Below are 20,428 nucleotides of genomic sequence, written 5' to 3' on the forward strand. Positions count from 1 at the left end.
CCCGCAACCAAAATGGTCCCGTGGTGTAGCGGTTAACATGCCTGCCTGTCACGCAGGAGATCGCCGGTTCGATCCCGGTCGGGACCGCCATTTTTATGCCGGTGTAGCTCAGTTGGTAGAGCAACTGACTTGTAATCAGTAGGTCGTGGGTTCGACTCCTATCGCCGGCACCATTCATGGAGGGGTAGCGAAGTGGCTAAACGCGGCGGACTGTAAATCCGCTCCTTAGGGTTCGGCGGTTCGAATCCGTCCCCCTCCACCAGTTTTATTTAATAGGGGCATAGTTCAACGGTAGAATAGAGGTCTCCAAAACCTTTGGTGTGGGTTCGATTCCTACTGCCCCTGCCAGGTTTCGAGGTACTCGTTATCAAACACTGCTGTGATTACATATAGTGGCGATTGTGGCGAAGTGGTTAACGCACCGGATTGTGGTTCCGGCATTCGTGGGTTCGATTCCCATCAGTCGCCCCATTTAATAATTGGGGTATAGCCAAGCGGTAAGGCAACGGATTTTGATTCCGTCATGCCTAGGTTCGAATCCTAGTACCCCAGCCATTTATTTCTTAATATTAATATGAGCCATTAGCTCAGTTGGTAGAGCATCTGACTTTTAATCAGAGGGTCGAAGGTTCGAGTCCTTCATGGCTCATCATGTTTTTATAAAAATTATGCGCCCGTAGCTCAATTGGATAGAGCGTCTGACTACGGATCAGAAGGTTATGGGTTCGACTCCTGTCGGGCGCGCCAAAAAAGCCTAATAGTATCGGAATGTAGCTCAGCTTGGTAGAGCACTTGGTTTGGGACCAAGGGGTCGTAGGTTCGAATCCTGTCATTCCGACCATCTTTCCTGATTGTTGGGGCCTTAGCTCAGCTGGGAGAGCGCCTGCCTTGCACGCAGGAGGTCAGCGGTTCGATCCCGCTAGGCTCCACCATTTATATATTTTCCGGAGGTATACCCAAGTCTGGCTGAAGGGATCGGTCTTGAAAACCGACAGGCGGGTAACACCGCGCGGGGGTTCGAATCCCTCTACCTCCTCCATTTTTCCGGGTCAGTAGCTCAGTTGGTAGAGCATTAGATTGAAGCTCTAAGTGTCGGCGGTTCGATTCCGTCCTGACCCACCATCTGCGGGTGTAGTTTAATGGTAAAACCTCAGCCTTCCAAGCTGATGTCGTGAGTTCGATTCTCATCACCCGCTCCAAAAAATAATGGGCCTATAGCTCAGCTGGTTAGAGCGCACGCCTGATAAGCGTGAGGTCGATGGTTCGAGTCCATTTAGGCCCACCATTATTCCGAAGTAGCTCAGTTGGTAGTAGCACCTGACTGTTAATCAGGTTGTCGCAGGTTCGAGTCCTGCCTTCGGAGCCAAGGCCCGTTGGTCAAGTGGTTAAGACACCGCCCTTTCACGGCGGTAACACGGGTTCGAATCCCGTACGGGTCATCAAGCATGTTGCACATTCGTGCAACATGCTTTTTTTTATGCCAACTATACTGACAAACAAAGATCACCATTCGTTAAATACTGCGAAGGTAGTGACAATGATAAACAAAATTGTAAATGTGACTGATAACGTCTCGTGTATTACCTACTTTGGAATAAAAAAACGTTATAATAGCAAATCTATACTCTATAGTTTTTTCCTCTATAATTTCCCCTGATTTTTATAATGTCTACTCAAAATAGGAACACTAATCCATAAATAATTTTAGTTTTAGAAACATGGAAGAAAGGATATAAAATATTGAACAAAGTATTTCATATATAAAATATGTATGTTTTCTAGCAGATTTTTTCGTGGTGATTATAGTTTCATTCCTCTAATATGAGGGTAGATGGAGGAATTCGATATGAATTTACATGAAGTACAGCGTTTTTTAGAACTTTATCAAGTAGAGCAAAATGAGTCTAAAACATGGCTAGAAAATAAATTACAGCAAATTAAAACAGCAGGCGAATATATACCGACAACGGAAGAATTAATCTTTGGTGCACGAGTAGCATGGCGCAATAGTAATAAGTGTATTGGTCGATTGTTTTGGCAATCGCTGCATGTTGTTGATGCCCGAGATATTTCAAAAGAAGAGGATATTTTCAACGCATTGCTTGAGCATATTCAATATGCAACGAATGATGGGAAAATTCGTCCAACAATAACGATTTTTGCACCGGGGCGAGTTCGTGTTTGGAATCATCAGCTAATCCGTTATGCTGGTTATGAAACGGAATCTGGAATCGTTGGTGATCCACATTCTGTTGAGTTTACAAAAGTATGTGAGTCATTTGGCTGGCAAGGTAAGGGAACAGCATTTGACGTGCTGCCGCTCGTTGTACAGGTGGATGGAAGGGAACCACAAGTGTTTACTATCCCTGGCGAATATGTACTAGAGGTACCGATTCGTCATCCTGAATCTCCTCAAGTAGAGAAGCTAGGATTAAAATGGTATGCAGTGCCGATTATTTCGAGCATGCGCTTCCAAATGGCAGGTATCGATTTTGAGACAGCCCCATTCAATGGTTGGTATATGGGTACAGAAATTGGGGCACGTAATTTAGCAGATCATGAGCGTTATAATATGCTGCCTGCTATAGCAGAAATTTTCAACCTTGATACAACCAAACAGGCTTCTCTATGGCGTGATCGAGCATTAGTTGAGCTGAATATTGCAGTTCTACATTCCTTTAAAGACGATGGTGTGAGCATTGTAGATCATCATACAGCTGCACAGCAATTTAAATTGTTTGAAGAAACAGAAGCAGCAGTGGATCGTGAGGTTACAGGCAATTGGACGTGGCTGATTCCACCTCTTTCACCAGCTACAACTCATATTTACCATAAACCTTATGTTAATGTTTACAATACACCGAACTATTTTTATCAGAAACCACCTTATTAGTAGAGAAAGGCAGCTCACTTTAACTTCTTACAGCGGGTGTCCAAACATCCGCTGTAAGAAGTTAAAGCCTCCGGCGGATGTCACGGAATCGGAAAGGAGTTCTTTGTGCAAGCACAAAGCCGATTCCAGACGCAATTATGCCGAGGCATAATTGATCTATTTCAGCGGGTGTCCAAACATCCGCTGGAAGAAGATCATGAGCTGCCTTTTTTAATTTACATATTCATTTTTAGAAGCCCTGAATGAACATAAGAAAAGTATCAATACTACGATAATAAATAACCAACCAGTGATATTCCAGCCACCGAGTAAATCATGCAAATAACCAAATAAAATTGGACCGATTGCGGCTAATAAATATCCTAATGATTGTGCAAAACCTGATAAATCAGCTGCCTCAAAAGCTGTACGGGTACGTAGTGTAAAGAACATCATCGCTAATGAGAATGAAGCTCCTCCTGCTAAGCCTAGTAGCACCATCCACAGTACAGCGAGGCTTGTCCATTCCATCACTACTCCGATAAAGCCAACTAAGTAAAATACCGTAAACATTAATACGAGAGGCCGTTGAGATGTCATTTTACTTGCAATAATAGGCACAGCTAAAGCCATTGGGACTTGTGAAAATTGCATGATGGAAAACATCCAACCCGCACGATCTGCTGCTAAGCCTTGTGCTATGTATATTTCAGGAATCCAAGCGGCAGTTGTGTAGAATAATAATGACTGAAATCCCATAGCTCCCGCCACTGCCCAAGAAACAGGTGATTTCCATAATGCTGTACGTTCTTTCGTAGTCTCAACAGTCGGTTCAGGCTTATTAAATTTCAACTGTGGAATCCAAATTAAAATGGTTAATACCACAAGAACAAATGCGATTGCTAAAGCTCCTTGCCAGCCAAATGATGAATTGGCAATAGGATAACTAATACCAGCACCGAGTCCAGCTGTCAAATTCATCGACATTGTGAAAAATGCCATAAGTAAACCTACGTGATAGGGAAATTTCAATTTAAGTAATCCCGGAATTAGTACGTTACCGAATGAAATGGCTATACCAATTAGCATAGTACCAAATACGAGTAAACTAGTTGTACCAAGGGAGCGTAGGACAATTCCTACCGCTAAAAGAATAGTTGATAAAAATAATGTTAATTCTAGTCCAAATTTACGTGCGACAATTGGTGCGAATGGTGAAATGATTGCAAATGCTAGCAAAGGGATCGTTGTTAGAAAGCCCGCTAGTACATTGGATATGCCGAGGTCTTCACGGATAAAGGAAATAATAGGTCCAACAACTGTTAGCGGCATCCGTAATGTCGAGGCAATACAAATTACTCCGATAACTAGTAATAAGGTTGTACCTTTCCAGCTAATTTTCCTGCTAGGATAAGTATCGGTTTGTTCATGAGTAGTCAAATAAATCCCCCTTGTTAGAACAATTATAATTGAATCACTATACCACTTTATCACAACGATAAAAATAATGGAAAATTCGAAAAAAACAGAACATTAATTAGGTTATTGAAATGTCATAGGTCGTATGTTACACTAATATCCATCATAAATTTAATAATTATATGCCTCATGTTTATATTGAGGTAGAGGTCGCGGTATTTAAGAGTATGCTAATGGAAATGACAAGCATTAGAGATATTAGTTGAAAGGAAATACTGCCGAAGTGTGAGGGGACTTGAAAACCTCATGCTGGGGCTGTCTCCGAAAGGAACAGAACTGTCACGTTTGAACAACGTGTTGAGCTATCATTTTGAAGGAACAGAGGATTTACTTAGCCATCACAGCAACGTTCATGTGATGGCATTTTTTTCGCCTCTTAAAAAAGGAAGGAAGCTATATCGTGAGTGAAATAAAAGTCAATCAGCTCGGCCATAAAGCACCGAAGCTGAAAAAAGAATTAAAAAGCCGTCATATTACAATGATTTCATTAGGCGGTACAATCGGTACAGGATTGTTTTTAGCTAGTGGTGGTGCCATTGCACAAGCAGGTCCTGGCGGTGCACTACTCGCCTATGCATTAATCGGTATCATGGTGTATTTTTTAATGACGAGCTTAGGTGAAATGGCAGCTTATATGCCATCATCGGGATCATTTAGTACGTATGCTACAAAATTTGTAGACCCAGCTTTAGGCTTTGCACTTGGTTGGAACTACTGGTACAACTGGGCAATTACAATTGCAGCGGAAATTTCTGCTGTCTCATTAATTATGAAATATTGGTTCCCAGATAGCTCATCAGCACTTTGGACTGTTTTATTTATTGCTGTAGTTTTAACGTTCAATCTATTATCGGTAAAAAGCTATGGTGAAAGTGAATATTGGTTTGCAATGATAAAGGTTGTAACTGTAATCATTTTTATTATCATCAGTTTTTTAATGATTTTTGGTATTTTAGGAGGACACGCTCCGGTAGGCTTTACGAATTTCTTTATCGGTGATGGACCATTCCATGGTGGGCTCCTTGCTACATTTGGTATTTTCTTAGCTGCGGGATTCTCATTCCAAGGGACAGAGCTACTTGGAATAACAGCAGGTGAAACGGATGACCCTGGTAAAAACATTCCGAAAGCCGTTAAGTCTGTTTTCTGGCGAATTCTTTTATTTTATATTTTAGCGATTGCTGCAATTGGGATGTTGATTCCATTTACAGACGCACGATTGCTATCTGAAGATATCGCTGTTTCACCATTTACGCTAGTATTCGACCGTTTAGGAATTGCCTTTGCTGCATCATTGATGAATGCTATCATTCTAACGGCAATGCTATCAGCAGGGAATTCAGGGCTTTACGCATCGTCACGTATGCTTTGGCAATTAGCGATAGATGGACATGCACCGAAAATTTTCACTAAACTAAGCCGTCGAGGTATTCCGATTTACGCATTAATGGCAACTTTAGCAGTAGGCTGTCTAGCATTTTTAGCTTCATTCTTTGGTGATGGTGTGGTCTATATGTGGCTGCTAAATGCCTCTGGGATGTCTGGCTTCATTGCATGGTTAGGAATTGCATTTAGCCATTACCGTTTCCGTCGAGCGTTCGAGGTACAGGGACTAGATCCGAAATTGTTGCCGTATAAAGCAAGGCTATTCCCATTCGGCCCGCTATTTGCCTTTACGGTTTGTATGATTGTTGTTATTGGACAAAACTACAGTGCCTTTATGGGTGATACAATAGATTGGTACGGTGTCCTTGTCTCATATATCGGTATTCCACTGTTCTTATTCTTATGGCTTGGCTATAAAATCAAGCATAAAACAAAAATGCTTCCATTAGAGCAATGTGATTTAAAAGTCGAACAATAATAAATAAAACTGTCCTGTGAGTCATAGAAAATGACTTGCAGGGCAGTTTTTTTAGTTAAAAAATATTAATAAATTTCCCGAATTTATCACCTACTTTTGGCGTGCAGCCTTAATATGGTAGACTGTTATATAAATGGCAAATCAAAAAGGTTTTATGTTGGGGAGAGGTGCGTGTAAGTGCAAAAGCATATTTTACTTGTAGAAGATGACGAAGCCATTCGTGAAATGGTAGAAAACTATTTAACGATGGAGGGGTTCATTGTCGCTACTGCAGTAAATGGAGAAGAAGCATTACAAAATTGTTTAAACAATCCCTTTGATTTAGTGATCTTGGATATTATGATACCGAAGCTTAATGGATTAGAGGTTTTAAAGATCATACGAGAGCAAGCATCACTTCCGATTATCATCATGTCAGCCAAGGATAGTGATGTTGATAAAGCGTTAGGATTAGGATTAGGGGCAGATGATTATATCGCCAAGCCGTTTTCGATGCTGGAATTTTCGGCACGTGTTAAAGCAGCCATTAGAAGAGCTACAAAATACTCCACTCAAATAGAGGATAAGAAAGATATAGTAGAGATAGATAACTTATCGATTGACCTTGTTAATTTTTCAGTTGAGAAGAATGGACAACAAGTAAAGCTCACTTCAAAGGAATTTGGTATCTTAAAATTATTCGTGACAAATCGTAATCGAGTTTTTACAAAGCAGCAAATTTATCAATTGATTTGGAATGATGCTTACTATGGAGATGAAAATATTATTAATGTACATATAAGAAGATTACGTGAAAAAGTGGAAGACGATCCATCCAATCCTAGGTATATTAAAACGCTTTGGGGAATTGGCTATAAATTTGAAGGATAAACAGATGATTATATTTCTATTACTGATGATTGTGTTACTCGTAGGTATTATTATTTTTCAGGTGAGAGCAAAAAAACAACAGAACGCTACTATTCAATACATGCATCAAAAACTGCAAGCAATCATTAACGAACAATCAAGCGAAAAGATTTTAGCATCGACAACAAATCAAGAATTACAGCAGTTACTGATTGCGATGAATGCGTTGCTAGACCACAATCAAAAAGTACTGGCGACACATCGAAAAATGGAAGGCTCCATGAAAAAGATGTTAGCCAATATTTCACATGATCTTAAAACGCCTTTAACAGTTGTACTAGGTTATACGGAAATGCTGAAGCTTCATCACTCACTTAGTGAAGAGGAGCAGAAACGATTGCTCACTGGCGTTCACTCGAAAACATTGGAAGTATTAAAAATAATCCATACATTTTTTGACCTGGCAAAATTGGAGGCTGGAGATACAGATTATCCAATGACGAAAATTAATGTAAGTGAAATTTGCCGGAAAAACATTTTATCATTTTACGATATGATCACTTCGATGGGGCTAGAGATTGATATAGCAATACCAGAGATATCCTTGTATGCACTTGGCAATGAAGAAGCATTAGATAGGGTTCTGAATAATTTATTGTCAAATGCTATTGCCTATGGGGCGGCAGGAAACATTATTGGGCTTACAGTAAGAAATGATGATACGAATATTTTTATTGATGTATGGGATTGTGGTAAGGGGATTGACGAATATCATATTGATAATGTTTTTGAAAGAATGTATACACTTGAGGATTCAAGAAATAAATCCTTCCAGGGGAGTGGCCTTGGCTTAACGATTACAAAACGTCTTGTAGAATTAATGGATGGCTCCATCCAGCTTTCTAGTATCCCATATGAGAAGACTATTTTTACGGTTTCTTTAAAACGAATGATGTACTGAACAGTCATGCTTGTAGAGCATTTTAATTGCTTTACAAGCTTTTCTTCTGCGCTTAAGAAATTTGTAAGAATCAAGTAATAAATTAGAGAGTTTCATTTTTTATAATAAGGATAGCTAAATTTAAAGGAGAGATCTACATGACCTATATTGTGAAAACAAATCAGCTTACGAAGGTATTTGAGGGAAAAGAAGTCGTTTCTGCTGTGTCTATGCATGTGAAAAAGGGAGAGATCTACGGTTTTTTAGGTCCTAATGGTGCCGGGAAAACGACAGTCATGAAAATGCTAACAAACCTTACGAAGCCAACGAGTGGAGATATTGAAATCTTTGGTGAAAAATTAATGGACCGCTCATACGACGTGCTGAAAAGGATGGGAACGATTATTGAATACCCGATTTTTTATGAAGATTTAACAGCAAAGGAAACGTTAGAATTACATTGCGAATATATGGGCTATTATGACAAGAAAGAGATTGCGCATGTTCTAGGTTTAGTAAAACTAACAAATACGGAGAATAAGCGTGTGAAAGACTTTTCCCTTGGGATGAAACAACGATTGGGTATTGCACGTGCAATTATTACGAAGCCAGAATTGCTTATTTTAGACGAGCCGATTAATGGACTAGATCCAGTTGGCATTAAAGAGCTTCGAGAGCTATTCAAGATGCTTTGTAAAGAGTATGGCATTACGATTATTATCTCTAGTCATATTTTGGGTGAAATTGAACAATTGGCAGATACAGTTGGAGTTATTAAAGATGGAAGATTAATTAAGGAAGTATCAATGGACGCTGTCAATCGTAGTCAAACAGATTATATTGAAGTAACTGTCAATGATGGGGAAAAGGCTGTCTTTATTATAGAAAGTAAATTAAATATTACTAATTTCAAACTAATGGATGACAATTGTATTCGAATTTATGATTCGACAGTTTCACAAAAGGTGCTATCTAAAACATTGATTGAGCATGATATTGAAATTGAGGGCATTAGCAAAAAAACAAGTTCATTAGAGGATTATTTCTTGAAGCTAATCAATGGAGGTGTCGCTAGTGCTTAATTTAATGCGGCTAGAAATGAAAAAATATCATATTGGTTCATATATAAAAAGAGCTATTTTTGCAAATTTTATAATACTAGGTGTTATATTTATGCTTATATTTATTACTAAAATAGAAGGGGATCAAGATTTTAGAACTTATCAGAGGGCATTTGGCATTATAGATTCAGGTGTAAGAGCAGTATTTATTATTTTTGCTAGTGTGTTAATCGCCAAGTTTATTATTGGAGAATTTAAATTTAAAACTATTACCGTAGCATTTATGTACCCGATCAATAGAAAAAAACTAATTGCTTCAAAGCTAGCCATTGTTGTTCTTTTTACCTTTAGTGCAATTATTTTATCGACTATTTTTGTCACAGCGATTTTTTGTACTGTTAGTGAGGGTTTTCAATTGCTCCCGGATACATTAACGTTCTCTTTCATAATACAACGAATTCCTGCTATGATCATGAATGCAGTTTCAGCATCATGCATCGCATTAATACCATTGTATTTTGGTATGAGAAAATACTCCGTTCCGGCAACGATTATATCATCTATAATAATTGTATCGGCCGTATCATCAAATTCAGGCAACTTCACCTTGTATGATATTATTTTCATACCAATTACTTTAGCTATTATCGGTATAAGCGTGGCCTATTTATCGTTCCGAAACATTGAGAAGATAGATATTTAAGGATAAAAAAATAGCGCATTGTAGTAGGGGATGACAATTGTTAAAACGTATGACATATATATAAGTTGATTGGAGTGGAGACTGGGTGACTCCTTGGGGATTAGCAATAGAGGAACGAAGGCTAAAACCATCACATCCTGTGATAACGCCTTCGTGACCAACATCGTGTTGGCCCGAGACCCTGGAGCGAGCAACGCGAGTGAAGCGGCTCATCGGACGCCCCCAGGAAGCTCTGCTCTGTGCGAAAGCGAAGCGACAGCAACAAAGCGCCCAGTCGGAGCGGAAATCAACCCGCGTTATGAAAAAAGCCCCTTATATGTAGAAATGCCAGACACAAAACCAAATGATGGTCTTTGTGCCTGGCATTTCTTTAACCAAATACCGTTTGCCATAATAAATAAAGATTTAAAGCAACTACAATCGCCACGACAATCCATCCTAATATCGTTGTAATACGATGGTTGACAAGGCTTCCCATGATGTCGCGCTTACTTGTAAACATAACAAGCGGTACAAGAGCAAATGCAATACCAAACGATAAAACAACTTGACTTAGGACAAGTGCATAAGTTGCATTAACACCGGATGCAATGATAATCAAAGGAGGTAGCATTGTAATAGCACGGCGTAAATAGAGTGGAATTTTCATTCTTATAAAGCCTTGCATTACAACGTCACCTGCAAGTGTACCAACTGAAGAGCTAGCAAGACCTGCAATGAGAAGGCCAAGGCCAAAGGACACCGCCGCCATCGGGCCAAGCGCCTCTTTTAATCCGGTATAAGCGATATCTAAATCTTCAACTACTACACCTTGTGTATGGAATACGGCTGCAGCAATAACAAGCATACTCATATTGATAGCGCCAGCGATAATCATTGCGATAATAATATCAATAAACTCAAAACGGAATATACGTTTTTTTTCAGCATCATTTCGACCAACGACCCGATTTTGGGTTAATGAAGAATGCAAGTAAATAGCGTGTGGCATAACAGTTGCCCCTAAAATACCCGTTGCGAGTAAAATAGAATCTACTCCATCGAAGCGTGGTGTGAACATGCCTATTGTTACTTCGCCCCAATTCGGCTGTGCTAAAAATGTCTGGAATGCAAATGCTAATACGACAATAAGCACCATGCCAGAAATACCCGCTTCAAACGCTCTAAAGCCTCTGCGTTGTAATTCTAAAATAGCAAATGAGCCGACTGCTGTAATAAGCGCTGCAGGTAACATTGGAATATTGAATAACAAGTACAGCCCTAGTGCAGCTCCAATAAATTCTGCTAGGTCTGTTGCAATAATGACCAATTCAGCCTGTATCCATAAAAAAATAGAAGTTTTTTTAGAAAAATGTTCACGTGCTACTTCGGGTAAATTTTTACCTGTCGCAATACCAAGCTTTGCCGACAAAGATTGAATTAACACCGCCATTAAATTAGAAAAGGCGATTACCCAAAGCAGTAAATATCCATATTGTGAACCTGCTGTAATATTTGTTGCAAAGTTACCTGGATCAATATAGGCAACTGCTGCGATGAATGCTGGGCCGAGAAACGGTAAGATTCGTCGCCAGCCTTTTATATCTCCATCTAAAACCGCCTCAGCAGGCGATTTATTCATTTGTTTGTAAACCATGTTGTTCCCTCATTTCAAAGAGTATCGCAAGCGAAATAAAGTTTCCTAGAGGAAAATGTATAGTACTATTTTATAGCTAGAACCTAAAAATGTGAAGAAGTTTGTTTAATTTTTTACTTAATTCGAAATGTTTTTGATATAGTAAACCAATTGTAATTGAAGAATGCAGCTTTTGTATCAATGTATGGAAGCATCCTAGCGGAATATTCGATTCATTTGAAAATGATCAAGGATTAATGTACTTATCCATTTTAAAAGAGGGAATATACTTATAAAGTATCTTTTTAATTGATTTCCAATTCAGGTATTCACATATTTTCTACCAATATTAAAATGTTATTCTTTAAAGAATAATCCATTTCCAAAATTCGGGGTGTTGTTTTGGGGCCATAATAAAACTGTTCGAAATATCAAGTGAAAAAAATTTTTTGTAACCGTTCTTTTCATCTTTACTTTTTTTAAATACAGGCGTAATATGACATCATTATAAAAGTTTCAAATTTCTAAATCGCTGAAGCAATGACGCGGGGGACCCGATTTTTACGGATTACATAGGTAATCCTTGGGGTGAATCTCTTCATTTATTGAGGGGTAGGGCTACTCAGGCCCGAATCCGACAGCTAACCTCGTAAGCGTTAAGAGCAGAAAAGTGGAGCTTGGCAGACGAATGAGCGTCTACAAGTCTTATTTAGTGATGGCTTGTAGATTTTTTTTATCTTCATTTAATGAAACAAGGCCCCGGTGAATGGACAGAAAACCGATTATGCAAAAGTGTAATCGATTTAGAAATGTGAAACACATTCTATGAAACTAGAAGGTGTAGAAAATGAAATCCTCATTAAAACGTTTTATTATCGGTAAACCATTGAGATCTGATGTGTTAGGGGAACAAAAGCTTAGTAAAACAAAAGCACTTGCCATACTATCGTCTGATGCTTTGTCATCAGTAGCGTATGGACCTGAGCAAATTTTAATTGTACTCATGACAGTAAGTACGGTTGCCTTTTGGTATTCTCTACCGATTGCTGCTGGGGTAGTTGTGTTACTGACAGCACTTATTTTCTCGTACCGTCAGGTTATTTATGCGTATCCACATGGTGGTGGAGCATATGTAGTTTCTCGGGAAAATTTAGGTGTCAATGCAGGTCTAGTCGCAGGTGGATCATTGCTTGTCGATTATATTTTAACAGTTGCTGTAAGTGTATCGGCTGGAACAGATGCCATTACATCGGCATTTCCAAGTCTGCATTCATATAACGTTGTAATCGCTGTGTTTTTTGTTATATGTTTAACGATTTTAAACCTACGTGGTGTCACAGAATCTGCATCCATTTTAGCGTATCCCGTTTATTTGTTTGTGATCGTGATTCTGATGTTAATCGGGGTAGGGGCTTATAACGTAGTAACAGGGCAAGTTCCAGCAGATTTGCATCCAAAGGTTGGTACACCAGTTGCGGGTATTAGTCTATTTATCTTATTAAAAGCATTTGCATCGGGAAGCTCAGCTTTGACTGGTGTTGAAGCCATTTCAAATGCTATTCCTAATTTTAGAGATCCAGCGCCGAAAAATGCGTCTAAAACATTACTGGCTATGGGCGGTATTTTAGCAGTGCTATTTATCGGTATTGTGAGTTTAGCATATTTTTATGGTGTTGCTCCAAATGCGAAAGAAACGGTTGTCTCACAAATTGCGGAGGCAAGTGTAGGTCGTAATATTTTTTATTATATAGTACAAGGAACAACAGCGATGATATTAGTACTTGCTGCAAATACAGGTTATTCGGCCTTTCCTTTACTGGCTGTCAATTTATCGAAGGACGGTTTTATCCCAAGAATATTCCAAATTCGTGGGGATCGACTTGGTTATTCAAATGGCATTATGATGCTTGGTTTAGCTGCCATTGTTTTAATCTTTTTATTTGGTGGAACAACAGAGCATTTGATTCCACTTTATGCAGTTGGTGTGTTTATTCCGTTTACTTTAGCGCAGGCTGGCATGATGCGAAAATGGTGGCGTGAAAAGCCAAAAGGTTGGGTGGCTAAATTTGCAATTAATACGATTGGAGCGGTCATTTCCTTTATTGTAGCCATGATGTTTTTTGTGACAAAATTACCTCAGGTATGGCCAGTGTTTATCTTTTTACCAATTATTATTTGGACGTTCCACCGTATTAAACAGCATTACAAAACAGTTGGTGAACAGCTAAGATTAGATAATGTGGAATTACCGAATGTTGAGGGTAATATTTTCATTGTCCCTGTTGCTGGTATTACGAAAGTAGTCGAAAACACATTGCATTACGCGCAGACATTAAACGTTGATAAAATTATTGCCTTTTATGTGGCATTCGATCAAGAGGATGCAAAAGTGTTTGAGGAGAAATGGAAAGCTTGGCAGCCAGATATACGGCTTGTAACATACTATTCTCCATATCGAAGTATTACACAGCCGCTGATGAAGTTTATTGATAAGGTTGAACATCAATGTACGAAATCAGGCTATCAAGTAACAGTTATCATCCCACAGTTTTTACCGAAAAAAGGTTGGCATCATATGTTACACAATCAATCGAGTCTATTAATTCGCGCTTCGCTGTTATTTCACAGAAATATCGTCATTATGACAGTGCCCTTCCATTTATCAAAATAATGACTAGCAAGCTCGAAAATAGTCTGATATAATCATTACGTTGACTGTGAAACACGAACGTTTACAATTGAAATTCACTAGAATGATAGTAAATTCCGAAAATACAGACTTTATTCAGTGTGAGATATATGCACATACCGAATAAAGTGCCATTTTTGGAAATGACGCTAAGGCGTAATGAAGATAAGGAAGTTCTTACAACTTAATACTATTTCACTCATATAATAGCGAGAATATGGCTCGCAAGTTTCTACCGATTTACCGTAAATAAATCGACTATGGGTAGCAATGCTTTAGAAGACGTCATATAAGATGTTTTCTATTCGTTTCGACGTTTTTACGCTGAATGCTTTGCTCCACTCGTAGATGATTGGAATCAAAGTATTCAGCGTTTTTTATTACTTGCATTGCTTCCGGCGCTCGCCTGTAACGGAATGTAAGCCGCTCATAAAGAGTTATTACTATAAGAAAGAAGGCTATCAAGGAAATGAAGTTATTACACGACAAGATTACACAAGAGGGTAAAGTTTTATCTTCATCTGTATTAAAAGTAGATTCATTTTTAAATCATCAAATTGACCCAATGCTTATGAAGGAAATTGGTCATGAGTTTGCAAATCGATTCTCTGATCAAGTCATTACAAAAATATTAACGATCGAATCTTCAGGTATCGCACCATCTGTTATGCTAGGGCTTGAAATCGGTGCTCCTGTAGTGTTTGCACGTAAACGTAAATCATTAACACTTTCAGATAATCTTTATTCTTCAAAAGTACATTCTTTCACAAAAAATGAAACAAATGATATTTCAGTATCACGTAATTTCTTAAATGAAGATGATAACATTCTAATTGTAGACGATTTCTTAGCTAATGGGGAAGCTGTCAAAGGTTTGCTTGATATCGCAGCACAAGCTGGTGCAAATGTTGTGGGTGTTGGCATTGTTATTGAAAAAGGCTTCCAAGACGGTGGGAAATTATTACGCCAGCAAGGGGTTCGCGTGGAATCATTAGCAATTGTAGATTCTCTTGAGGATGGTAAAGTAACATTTGTTGCGGAGGCTAATGCGTAATGAATACCGTTAAATCGACGACGCTAGCTATTCAACATTTACTTGCGATGTATGCAGGAGCCATTTTAGTGCCACTGATTATCGGTGGGGCAATTGGCTTTGATTCAGCACAAATGACGTATTTAGTAGCGATTGACATTATGATGTGTGGGATCGCAACGCTTTTACAAGTGTATTCAGGTAAATTTATCGGTATTGGTTTGCCAGTAGTACTAGGCTGTACATTTACAGCAGTTAGTCCAATTATTGCAATCGGTACAAATCCCGAACAAGGTATTACTGATATTTATGGATCTATTATTGCATCAGGTATAATCATTATGATTATTGCAGGCTTTTTCGGTAAGTTAGTAAAATTCTTCCCGCCGGTTGTTACAGGCTCGGTCGTGTCGATTATCGGTATTTCTTTATTACCAGTAGCTTTAAATAATATGGCAGGTGGACAAGGCGCAGAAGACTTTGCATCCGGTTCGAATGTAGCTTTAGCGTTTATTACATTGGTCATTATTTTAGTCGTTTATCGTTTTTCTACAGGCTTCATTCGTGCAATTTCCATTTTAACTGGATTAGTTGCTGGGACAATCCTAGGAGTATTTATGGGGAAGGTTGATTTTAGCCCAGTTTCAGATGCTGCCGTATTACACATGGTTCAGCCATTTTACTTCGGGATGCCAACATTTAATGCATCTGCGATTATTACAATGACGCTTGTAGGAATGGTTTCTTTAGTAGAATCAACAGGGGTTTATTTTGCGCTAAGTGATATTTGTAAGAAAAAATTAGATTCAAAAGATTTATCACGTGGGTACCGTTCTGAAGGTCTTGCCTCTGTTATCGGCGGTATTTTCAACGCTTTCCCATATACAACATTCTCACAAAACGTGGGACTTACGCGTATGTCGGGCGTAAAAGACCGTAAAGTCATTTACATTACAGGTGGTTTCCTAGTAGCACTTGGCTTCCTACCAAAAATCGCAGCATTAACAACGATTATTCCAACATCAGTACTTGGTGCGGCAATGCTTGCGATGTTCGGTATGGTTATTACACAAGGTATGGGCATGCTAGTACCTGTTATGAATGAATCAGCAGAAAACGCCATGATAGCTGCGATTGCAGTCAGCCTTGGTGTCGGTGTATCAGTTGTACCAGGGGTTTTCGATGCCCTGCCGGAGAAGGTATCTCTTCTAACATCTAACGGTATCGTCTGTGGTTCTGTCACAGCGATTATTCTTAATATTTTATTCAACATGATTGGGCCTAAGCATAAGGAAGACCCTATGCATGGGGAAGTTTAAAGGATTTCTATAATCAACAAAATGCCATCTACTTTTATAGTAGGTGGCATTTTTTTTATGGGATCAAAGGTTTAAATTTTAATTGGTAGGGAATCTAGGGAATAAATACATTTTAATAGAATGTAAGTCAATGTCTCTACATACATTTATAGTATATAAAACTACTTTTTGAAAGGTCTCTTACAAATGCAAAGTATATTTCTGATTTTAATACTTCAATTAATTTATGTTCCTTTTTTAACGCTACGTACAATACTTTTAGTGAAGAACGTTACTTTCCTTGCCGCCATATTCGGTATGCTGGAGATGTTAGTGTATGTATTTGGCCTTTCACTTGTTTTTAGTGGGAAACAAAGTATGTTAGCTATGGTCTTTTATGCAGTTGGCTTTGGGTTAGGAATATTTTTAGGGGCAACAATTGAACGTAAACTAGCGATAGGCTATGTTTATACGACCATTAATACGCAAAATAAGAATGAGGAACTTGTGAAATTTCTTCGTAATGAAGGGTTTGCAGTTACGATTTACATTGGTGAGGGGCGAGATAGTAATCGCTACAAATATGAAATATTAACAAAGAGAAATCGCGAGACAGAATTGTTCCAAATTGTTGAGCATTATGAACCGAATGCCTTTATTATTTCTTACGAGCCCAAATCATTTAAAGGTGGATTTTTGTTGGATCGCATGAAGGTAAAACGCAAATAGTTTTTTCTAACATTGCCCTTTTGTTTATATGCAGAAGGGCATTTTTTGGTTCATCGCCAAAAGTTGTGGATGACTTTGTTAAAACGTCTACTATGTAAATAAGTTGATTGGAGTGGAGGCTGGGCGACTCCTTGGGGATTAGCGATAGAGGAACGAAGGCTAAAACCATCACGTCCTGTGATAACGCCTTCGTGACCAACATCATGTTGGCCCGAGACCCTGGAGCGAGCATCACAAGTGAATCGGCTCATCGGACGCCCCCAGGAAAGCGCCCAGTCGGAACGGAAATCAACCACACGTTTTGGTGATGATCCATTTTTTTGTATTCACACAATTTATAGAGAAATTTAGCGACCGAGCTCGATAAAAAATATTAATACTATTACACCGACAGACGTGAACAATAACATGTTCAAATCGATTTTTTCATACTATAAAAACATGCAAGTCTCGGAGGGGTGTTGTATGTATTTTTTTACGAAAGGCTTGGTCATTCTCATAGGAAGTGCCGCGGTATCATTAGGAATTAATTTATTCTTAACACCCTATCAAATTTTAGATGGGGGCGTTGTAGGAATAGCGCTTATTTTACACTATATATATAAGCTTAAAATAGGTTTAATGATCATTGTTATCAGCATTCCAATTTTTGTTATTTCTTGGTATAAATACAGAGCGTATTTTTACAATAGTATACATGGATTATTCGCATATTCTCTTAGTATCGATTTACTAAAGCCCGTCCGGAATCTTATTCATGTAGATGCCATCTATAGCGCCATATTTGGAGGGGTACTTATGGGTTTTGGTGTTGGTTTGATGCTTAGATTTCAGACAAGCACTGGTGGTACAGATTTGATTGCACAATTTTTTAGTGATAAAACCGGAATTAATGTCGGGATACTTATTTTTATGATAGATTCAGTCGTCATCGTCATAGGGGGACTGCTTTTATCTTCTAGTACTTTATTGCTTTCTATTATTACAATTTTGGTAGCAGGGATTACAACAAGTATCATGACTAGCCGCTTTTAATAAAAAATAGCTTCAGTATAGGACTGAAACTATTTTGACATTCGTTATCGAGAGCTTTTCATCATTCTTTTTTTAGGGTGTGCAGGCTTTACTTCTGCAATTAATATGGCGAGTAAAATCAGTACGGCCCCTACAACCATCCGACTTGTTAATACTTCATGTAAGAATATAACGGATAGTACCATGCCGAAGAAGGATTCCATAGATAGGATAATAGCTGCCTTTGTAGCAGACGTATATTGATTCGCAATATTTTGAAAAAGATAGGCGAGAGTAGTTGAAAAAATGGCTAAATAAATGATTGAATAGATGGCTTCTTTTTCAAGACTAGTTGGGATATCGCCTTGACTGATTACGACCAAGACACTTAAAAAAGATGCTGTCATAAATTGAACAATCGTAAGAGCAATGGCATCTTCCTTTTGGACAAATAGGTTCGTACAAAAAATATCAAAAGCAAAGGCGACAGCACAAGCTAGGGAAAGCGCATCTCCGATATTCATCGTCAGTGAGCCCTGTAATGATAAAAAACCGATGCCGACAATAGCTATAATCGAACCGATCATCTCATAGCCATCTATCCGACGCTTGTAAACCGCAAACGCAATTAATGGAACAATAATGACATTTACAGCAGTTAAAAAAGCATTTTTAGATGGTGTTGTATATTGTAACCCAACTGTTTGAAGGGCAAAGGCAATATACAAAATGCTTCCTAACAAAATACCTTTCCAGATAACTGATTTTGAAGCTTTTTTTAATTTATATCCAAATAAGACTGTCAATATAATTGAAGCTAATAAGAATCTACCTGCCATTACTTGATAAGCTGTTAAATATTCCAATGCAATAGCCGTTATTACAAATCCGCTACCCCAAACGATTGCAGTGACTAATAGCATACCATCAGCTATGTATTGTTTCATCATTCGTCCTCCTAACTTCAATAGAATAGCATGAGATGGGAGAAAATAGTTTGATTGTAATTCTAAAAATTCAGGCGTTTTTTTGTACTTATTCCAAAGCTGTCATTCACCATTCATTTTGCTATGTAATAAGTATAATTTAACGGCTGCAGCTATACGCTCATAAAAAACATAATCATTTTCTAAAGGTGCTACTAGCTGACGTATTTTTGACATACGATAACGGATGGTGTTTGGATGGCAGAAATGAGCCACTGCTACTTCCTTAATGTTGCCTTGTTTTACGACATAGGTGATTGCTGTGCTCATTAAATCCGGATCAACCTTTTCCTCAAGTAGGGGACCAAGATAGCTATTTACATAGTCCATAGCAAATGTAGCGTCCTTACGATGCAATTCTATTAACAACCAATCAGAAGCGAGGTTCTCATAACGACATATAGGAGCCGTTTCTATTTCAGCCATGATACGTGCATAAAAGGCTTCACGAACTGCAATAGGGAATTCTGTTTGTGTTACGTGACAACGACTATAGCCAAAGGTCATTGATTCTGTTGAGATTGCATACATCGTCAACCATTCATTAAGAAATTTTTCAAATTGAAATTGTTGTGATGAATGGGTCATTAAAATAAAGAGACTCTTTTTATAGGTACATATCATACCGGATTTCAATAGAGGCTCTAATTGAAAGAGAGATTGCATCCATTTACTATTTGCATGATCTTGCGTTTGAATATTAGCGACAAATACATATTTTTCAAAGGGCTTATTGATTTGCTGTAATATCGACTTTATTTGTTCATCAGTTACTTCTTCCTCCATAAGTCGTCGCATAATCGTTTCTAAAAAGAATGAATAATCCTGTGTTTTTGCATAGGCCATCGTTTCTAAAATAATCTTTTCAAAAAATTCGTCTCCGCCAAATCGCAATATCGGGAAATTTTGTTCATCTGCATAGACTAGCACTTCCTCTGGTAAATCCTCATAGATGACAGGCTTATAAGCTAAAGCACTTGCCCCTAGCTCAAAAAGGCTTTTCACGGCATTCCATAAATATTCTGGCTTTTGCTTTGCGAATAATAAACTGCTTAAAACAACACTATTCGGTGTGAAAATCGTTTCTCTCACAGTTTGAATATCAGGCGAAAATTCAAAGTCTAGAATTTCCACATTTTGAACGGGTTTATGTAAACCATTGCGACCAGCAACGACTGTAAAATCTTTTGTAATTGGCAGTTGTAAAAAGTTCTCTACGTTCATTGAGATATCAAGCGCCCTTTCTTGTGTTTGAGCTTCTATTTCTTATTATAAAAGTACTTGTCAGTAAAATAC

At 38.3% G+C, this 20,428-nt stretch carries 15 protein-coding genes, 16 tRNA genes and 3 riboswitches; of the genes, 27 read left to right on the forward strand and 4 right to left on the reverse strand.

Annotated features, from left to right (window positions below):
• Window positions 1-14 precede the first annotated feature (14 nt).
• The 17 genes from ACIQLB_RS17210 (at window position 15) to ACIQLB_RS17290 (ending at window position 2,893) form a co-directional block, all read left to right on the forward strand.
• Window positions 15-90: transfer RNA gene (locus ACIQLB_RS17210), tRNA-Asp, on the forward strand.
• 7 nt (window positions 91-97) lie between these two features.
• Window positions 98-173: transfer RNA gene (locus ACIQLB_RS17215), tRNA-Thr, on the forward strand.
• Window positions 174-178: 5 nt separating this feature from the next.
• Window positions 179-262 (forward strand) — tRNA-Tyr (locus ACIQLB_RS17220).
• Window positions 263-274: 12 nt separating this feature from the next.
• Window positions 275-348, forward strand: a tRNA-Trp gene (locus ACIQLB_RS17225).
• A 47-nt stretch (window positions 349-395) separates the two neighbouring features.
• Window positions 396-471: transfer RNA gene (locus ACIQLB_RS17230), tRNA-His, on the forward strand.
• 9 nt (window positions 472-480) lie between these two features.
• A tRNA-Gln gene (locus ACIQLB_RS17235) sits at window positions 481-555 on the forward strand.
• A 21-nt stretch (window positions 556-576) separates the two neighbouring features.
• Window positions 577-649: transfer RNA gene (locus ACIQLB_RS17240), tRNA-Lys, on the forward strand.
• A gap of 21 nt (window positions 650-670) precedes the next feature.
• Window positions 671-747 (forward strand) — tRNA-Arg (locus ACIQLB_RS17245).
• Between the two features lie 17 nt (window positions 748-764).
• Window positions 765-841: transfer RNA gene (locus tag ACIQLB_RS17250), tRNA-Pro, on the forward strand.
• A 15-nt stretch (window positions 842-856) separates the two neighbouring features.
• Window positions 857-932: transfer RNA gene (locus tag ACIQLB_RS17255), tRNA-Ala, on the forward strand.
• Between the two features lie 14 nt (window positions 933-946).
• Window positions 947-1,039 (forward strand) — tRNA-Ser (locus ACIQLB_RS17260).
• A gap of 7 nt (window positions 1,040-1,046) precedes the next feature.
• Window positions 1,047-1,122, forward strand: a tRNA-Phe gene (locus ACIQLB_RS17265).
• Window positions 1,123-1,125: 3 nt separating this feature from the next.
• Window positions 1,126-1,199: transfer RNA gene (locus ACIQLB_RS17270), tRNA-Gly, on the forward strand.
• A 9-nt stretch (window positions 1,200-1,208) separates the two neighbouring features.
• A tRNA-Ile gene (locus tag ACIQLB_RS17275) sits at window positions 1,209-1,285 on the forward strand.
• Between the two features lie 4 nt (window positions 1,286-1,289).
• Window positions 1,290-1,366 (forward strand) — tRNA-Asn (locus ACIQLB_RS17280).
• Between the two features lies 1 nt (window position 1,367).
• Window positions 1,368-1,439: transfer RNA gene (locus ACIQLB_RS17285), tRNA-Glu, on the forward strand.
• A 407-nt stretch (window positions 1,440-1,846) separates the two neighbouring features.
• Window positions 1,847-2,893 (forward strand): nitric oxide synthase oxygenase, encoded by a 1,047-nt coding sequence (locus ACIQLB_RS17290; protein ID WP_400728336.1) that lies wholly within the window; start codon window positions 1,847-1,849, stop codon window positions 2,891-2,893.
• 210 nt (window positions 2,894-3,103) lie between these two features.
• Here ACIQLB_RS17290 and ACIQLB_RS17295 read toward each other — a convergent pair whose 3' ends face one another.
• Window positions 3,104-4,336 (reverse strand): CynX/NimT family MFS transporter, encoded by a 1,233-nt coding sequence (locus ACIQLB_RS17295; RefSeq protein WP_400728593.1) that lies wholly within the window; start codon window positions 4,334-4,336, stop codon window positions 3,104-3,106.
• A gap of 151 nt (window positions 4,337-4,487) precedes the next feature.
• Window positions 4,488-4,664: riboswitch (Lysine riboswitch) on the forward strand.
• 87 nt (window positions 4,665-4,751) lie between these two features.
• Between ACIQLB_RS17295 and ACIQLB_RS17300 the strand changes: the two genes are divergently transcribed.
• The 5 genes from ACIQLB_RS17300 (at window position 4,752) to ACIQLB_RS17320 (ending at window position 9,768) form a co-directional block, all read left to right on the forward strand.
• Window positions 4,752-6,215, forward strand: a complete 1,464-nt coding sequence (locus ACIQLB_RS17300) for an amino acid permease (protein ID WP_400728339.1) — start codon at window positions 4,752-4,754, stop codon at window positions 6,213-6,215.
• Between the two features lie 177 nt (window positions 6,216-6,392).
• On the forward strand, window positions 6,393-7,085 hold the full coding sequence (locus ACIQLB_RS17305) for a response regulator transcription factor (protein WP_400728341.1): 693 nt from the start codon (window positions 6,393-6,395) through the stop codon (window positions 7,083-7,085).
• Between the two features lie 4 nt (window positions 7,086-7,089).
• Complete coding sequence (locus ACIQLB_RS17310; protein WP_400728344.1) at window positions 7,090-8,025, forward strand: sensor histidine kinase; 936 nt, start codon at window positions 7,090-7,092, stop codon at window positions 8,023-8,025.
• A 137-nt stretch (window positions 8,026-8,162) separates the two neighbouring features.
• The gene (locus ACIQLB_RS17315) at window positions 8,163-9,086 is read left to right on the forward strand and encodes an ABC transporter ATP-binding protein (RefSeq protein WP_400728347.1); all 924 of its coding nucleotides are present in this window, start codon (window positions 8,163-8,165) and stop codon (window positions 9,084-9,086) included.
• Window positions 9,079-9,768, forward strand: coding sequence for an ABC transporter permease (locus ACIQLB_RS17320; protein ID WP_400728350.1), 690 nt, complete (start codon window positions 9,079-9,081; stop codon window positions 9,766-9,768). The genes ACIQLB_RS17315 and ACIQLB_RS17320 overlap by 8 nt, the downstream gene beginning before the upstream one ends.
• 370 nt (window positions 9,769-10,138) lie before the next feature.
• Here the strand turns inward: ACIQLB_RS17320 and ACIQLB_RS17325 are convergent, their stop codons facing one another.
• Window positions 10,139-11,404 carry an Nramp family divalent metal transporter gene (locus ACIQLB_RS17325; protein WP_400728352.1) on the reverse strand — a complete coding sequence of 422 codons (1,266 nt, stop codon included), beginning with the start codon at window positions 11,402-11,404 and terminating at the stop codon, window positions 10,139-10,141.
• Window positions 11,405-11,903: 499 nt separating this feature from the next.
• Window positions 11,904-12,053: riboswitch (cyclic di-AMP (ydaO/yuaA leader) on the forward strand.
• 177 nt (window positions 12,054-12,230) lie between these two features.
• On the opposite strand from ACIQLB_RS17325, the gene ACIQLB_RS17330 reads away from it, so the two are divergent.
• From ACIQLB_RS17330 to ACIQLB_RS17350, 5 genes are all read left to right on the forward strand, one after another.
• Window positions 12,231-14,054 carry an APC family permease gene (locus ACIQLB_RS17330; protein WP_400728355.1) on the forward strand — a complete coding sequence of 608 codons (1,824 nt, stop codon included), beginning with the start codon at window positions 12,231-12,233 and terminating at the stop codon, window positions 14,052-14,054.
• A gap of 197 nt (window positions 14,055-14,251) precedes the next feature.
• Window positions 14,252-14,353, forward strand: a riboswitch (purine riboswitch).
• 188 nt (window positions 14,354-14,541) lie between these two features.
• Window positions 14,542-15,126 (forward strand): xanthine phosphoribosyltransferase, encoded by a 585-nt coding sequence (locus ACIQLB_RS17335; protein ID WP_400728358.1) that lies wholly within the window; start codon window positions 14,542-14,544, stop codon window positions 15,124-15,126.
• Entirely contained in the window at window positions 15,126-16,424 is a 1,299-nt protein-coding gene (locus ACIQLB_RS17340) for a nucleobase:cation symporter-2 family protein (RefSeq protein ID WP_400728361.1), read from the forward strand. Before ACIQLB_RS17335 ends, ACIQLB_RS17340 begins: the two co-directional genes overlap by 1 nt.
• A 186-nt stretch (window positions 16,425-16,610) precedes the next feature.
• Entirely contained in the window at window positions 16,611-17,132 is a 522-nt protein-coding gene (locus tag ACIQLB_RS17345) for a DUF2179 domain-containing protein (protein ID WP_400728364.1), read from the forward strand.
• A gap of 465 nt (window positions 17,133-17,597) precedes the next feature.
• On the forward strand, window positions 17,598-18,167 hold the full coding sequence (locus ACIQLB_RS17350) for a YitT family protein (RefSeq protein WP_400728367.1): 570 nt from the start codon (window positions 17,598-17,600) through the stop codon (window positions 18,165-18,167).
• Window positions 18,168-18,211: 44 nt separating this feature from the next.
• On the opposite strand, the gene ACIQLB_RS17355 is transcribed toward ACIQLB_RS17350, so the two are convergent.
• Together ACIQLB_RS17355 and ACIQLB_RS17360 are read right to left on the reverse strand one after the other, a co-directional pair.
• Window positions 18,212-19,093: a DMT family transporter gene (locus tag ACIQLB_RS17355; RefSeq protein WP_400728369.1), complete on the reverse strand. Its 882-nt coding sequence runs from the start codon at window positions 19,091-19,093 to the stop codon at window positions 18,212-18,214.
• Between the two features lie 102 nt (window positions 19,094-19,195).
• Window positions 19,196-20,356, reverse strand: coding sequence for a PucR family transcriptional regulator ligand-binding domain-containing protein (locus ACIQLB_RS17360; RefSeq protein WP_400728372.1), 1,161 nt, complete (start codon window positions 20,354-20,356; stop codon window positions 19,196-19,198).
• Between the last annotated feature and the right edge of the window lie 72 nt (window positions 20,357-20,428).

This window comes from Lysinibacillus sp. NPDC092081, assembly GCF_044755845.1.
Taxonomy (GTDB): domain Bacteria; phylum Bacillota; class Bacilli; order Bacillales_A; family Planococcaceae; genus Lysinibacillus.

Bases quoted from the DNA above. Each gene is read 5' to 3' on its own strand.
- ACIQLB_RS17335 (WP_400728358.1), top strand. From the start codon at position 14,542: ATGAAGTTATTACACGACAAGATTACACAAGAGGGTAAAGTTTTATCT.
- ACIQLB_RS17330 (WP_400728355.1), top strand. From the start codon at position 12,231: ATGAAATCCTCATTAAAACGTTTTATTATCGGTAAACCATTGAGATCT.
- ACIQLB_RS17325 (WP_400728352.1), bottom strand. From the start codon at position 11,404: ATGGTTTACAAACAAATGAATAAATCGCCTGCTGAGGCGGTTTTAGAT.
- ACIQLB_RS17310 (WP_400728344.1), top strand. From the start codon at position 7,090: ATGATTATATTTCTATTACTGATGATTGTGTTACTCGTAGGTATTATT.
- ACIQLB_RS17360 (WP_400728372.1), bottom strand. From the start codon at position 20,356: ATGAACGTAGAGAACTTTTTACAACTGCCAATTACAAAAGATTTTACA.
- ACIQLB_RS17290 (WP_400728336.1), top strand. From the start codon at position 1,847: ATGAATTTACATGAAGTACAGCGTTTTTTAGAACTTTATCAAGTAGAG.
- ACIQLB_RS17345 (WP_400728364.1), top strand. From the start codon at position 16,611: ATGCAAAGTATATTTCTGATTTTAATACTTCAATTAATTTATGTTCCT.
- ACIQLB_RS17315 (WP_400728347.1), top strand. From the start codon at position 8,163: ATGACCTATATTGTGAAAACAAATCAGCTTACGAAGGTATTTGAGGGA.
- ACIQLB_RS17340 (WP_400728361.1), top strand. From the start codon at position 15,126: ATGAATACCGTTAAATCGACGACGCTAGCTATTCAACATTTACTTGCG.
- ACIQLB_RS17350 (WP_400728367.1), top strand. From the start codon at position 17,598: ATGTATTTTTTTACGAAAGGCTTGGTCATTCTCATAGGAAGTGCCGCG.
- ACIQLB_RS17355 (WP_400728369.1), bottom strand. From the start codon at position 19,093: ATGAAACAATACATAGCTGATGGTATGCTATTAGTCACTGCAATCGTT.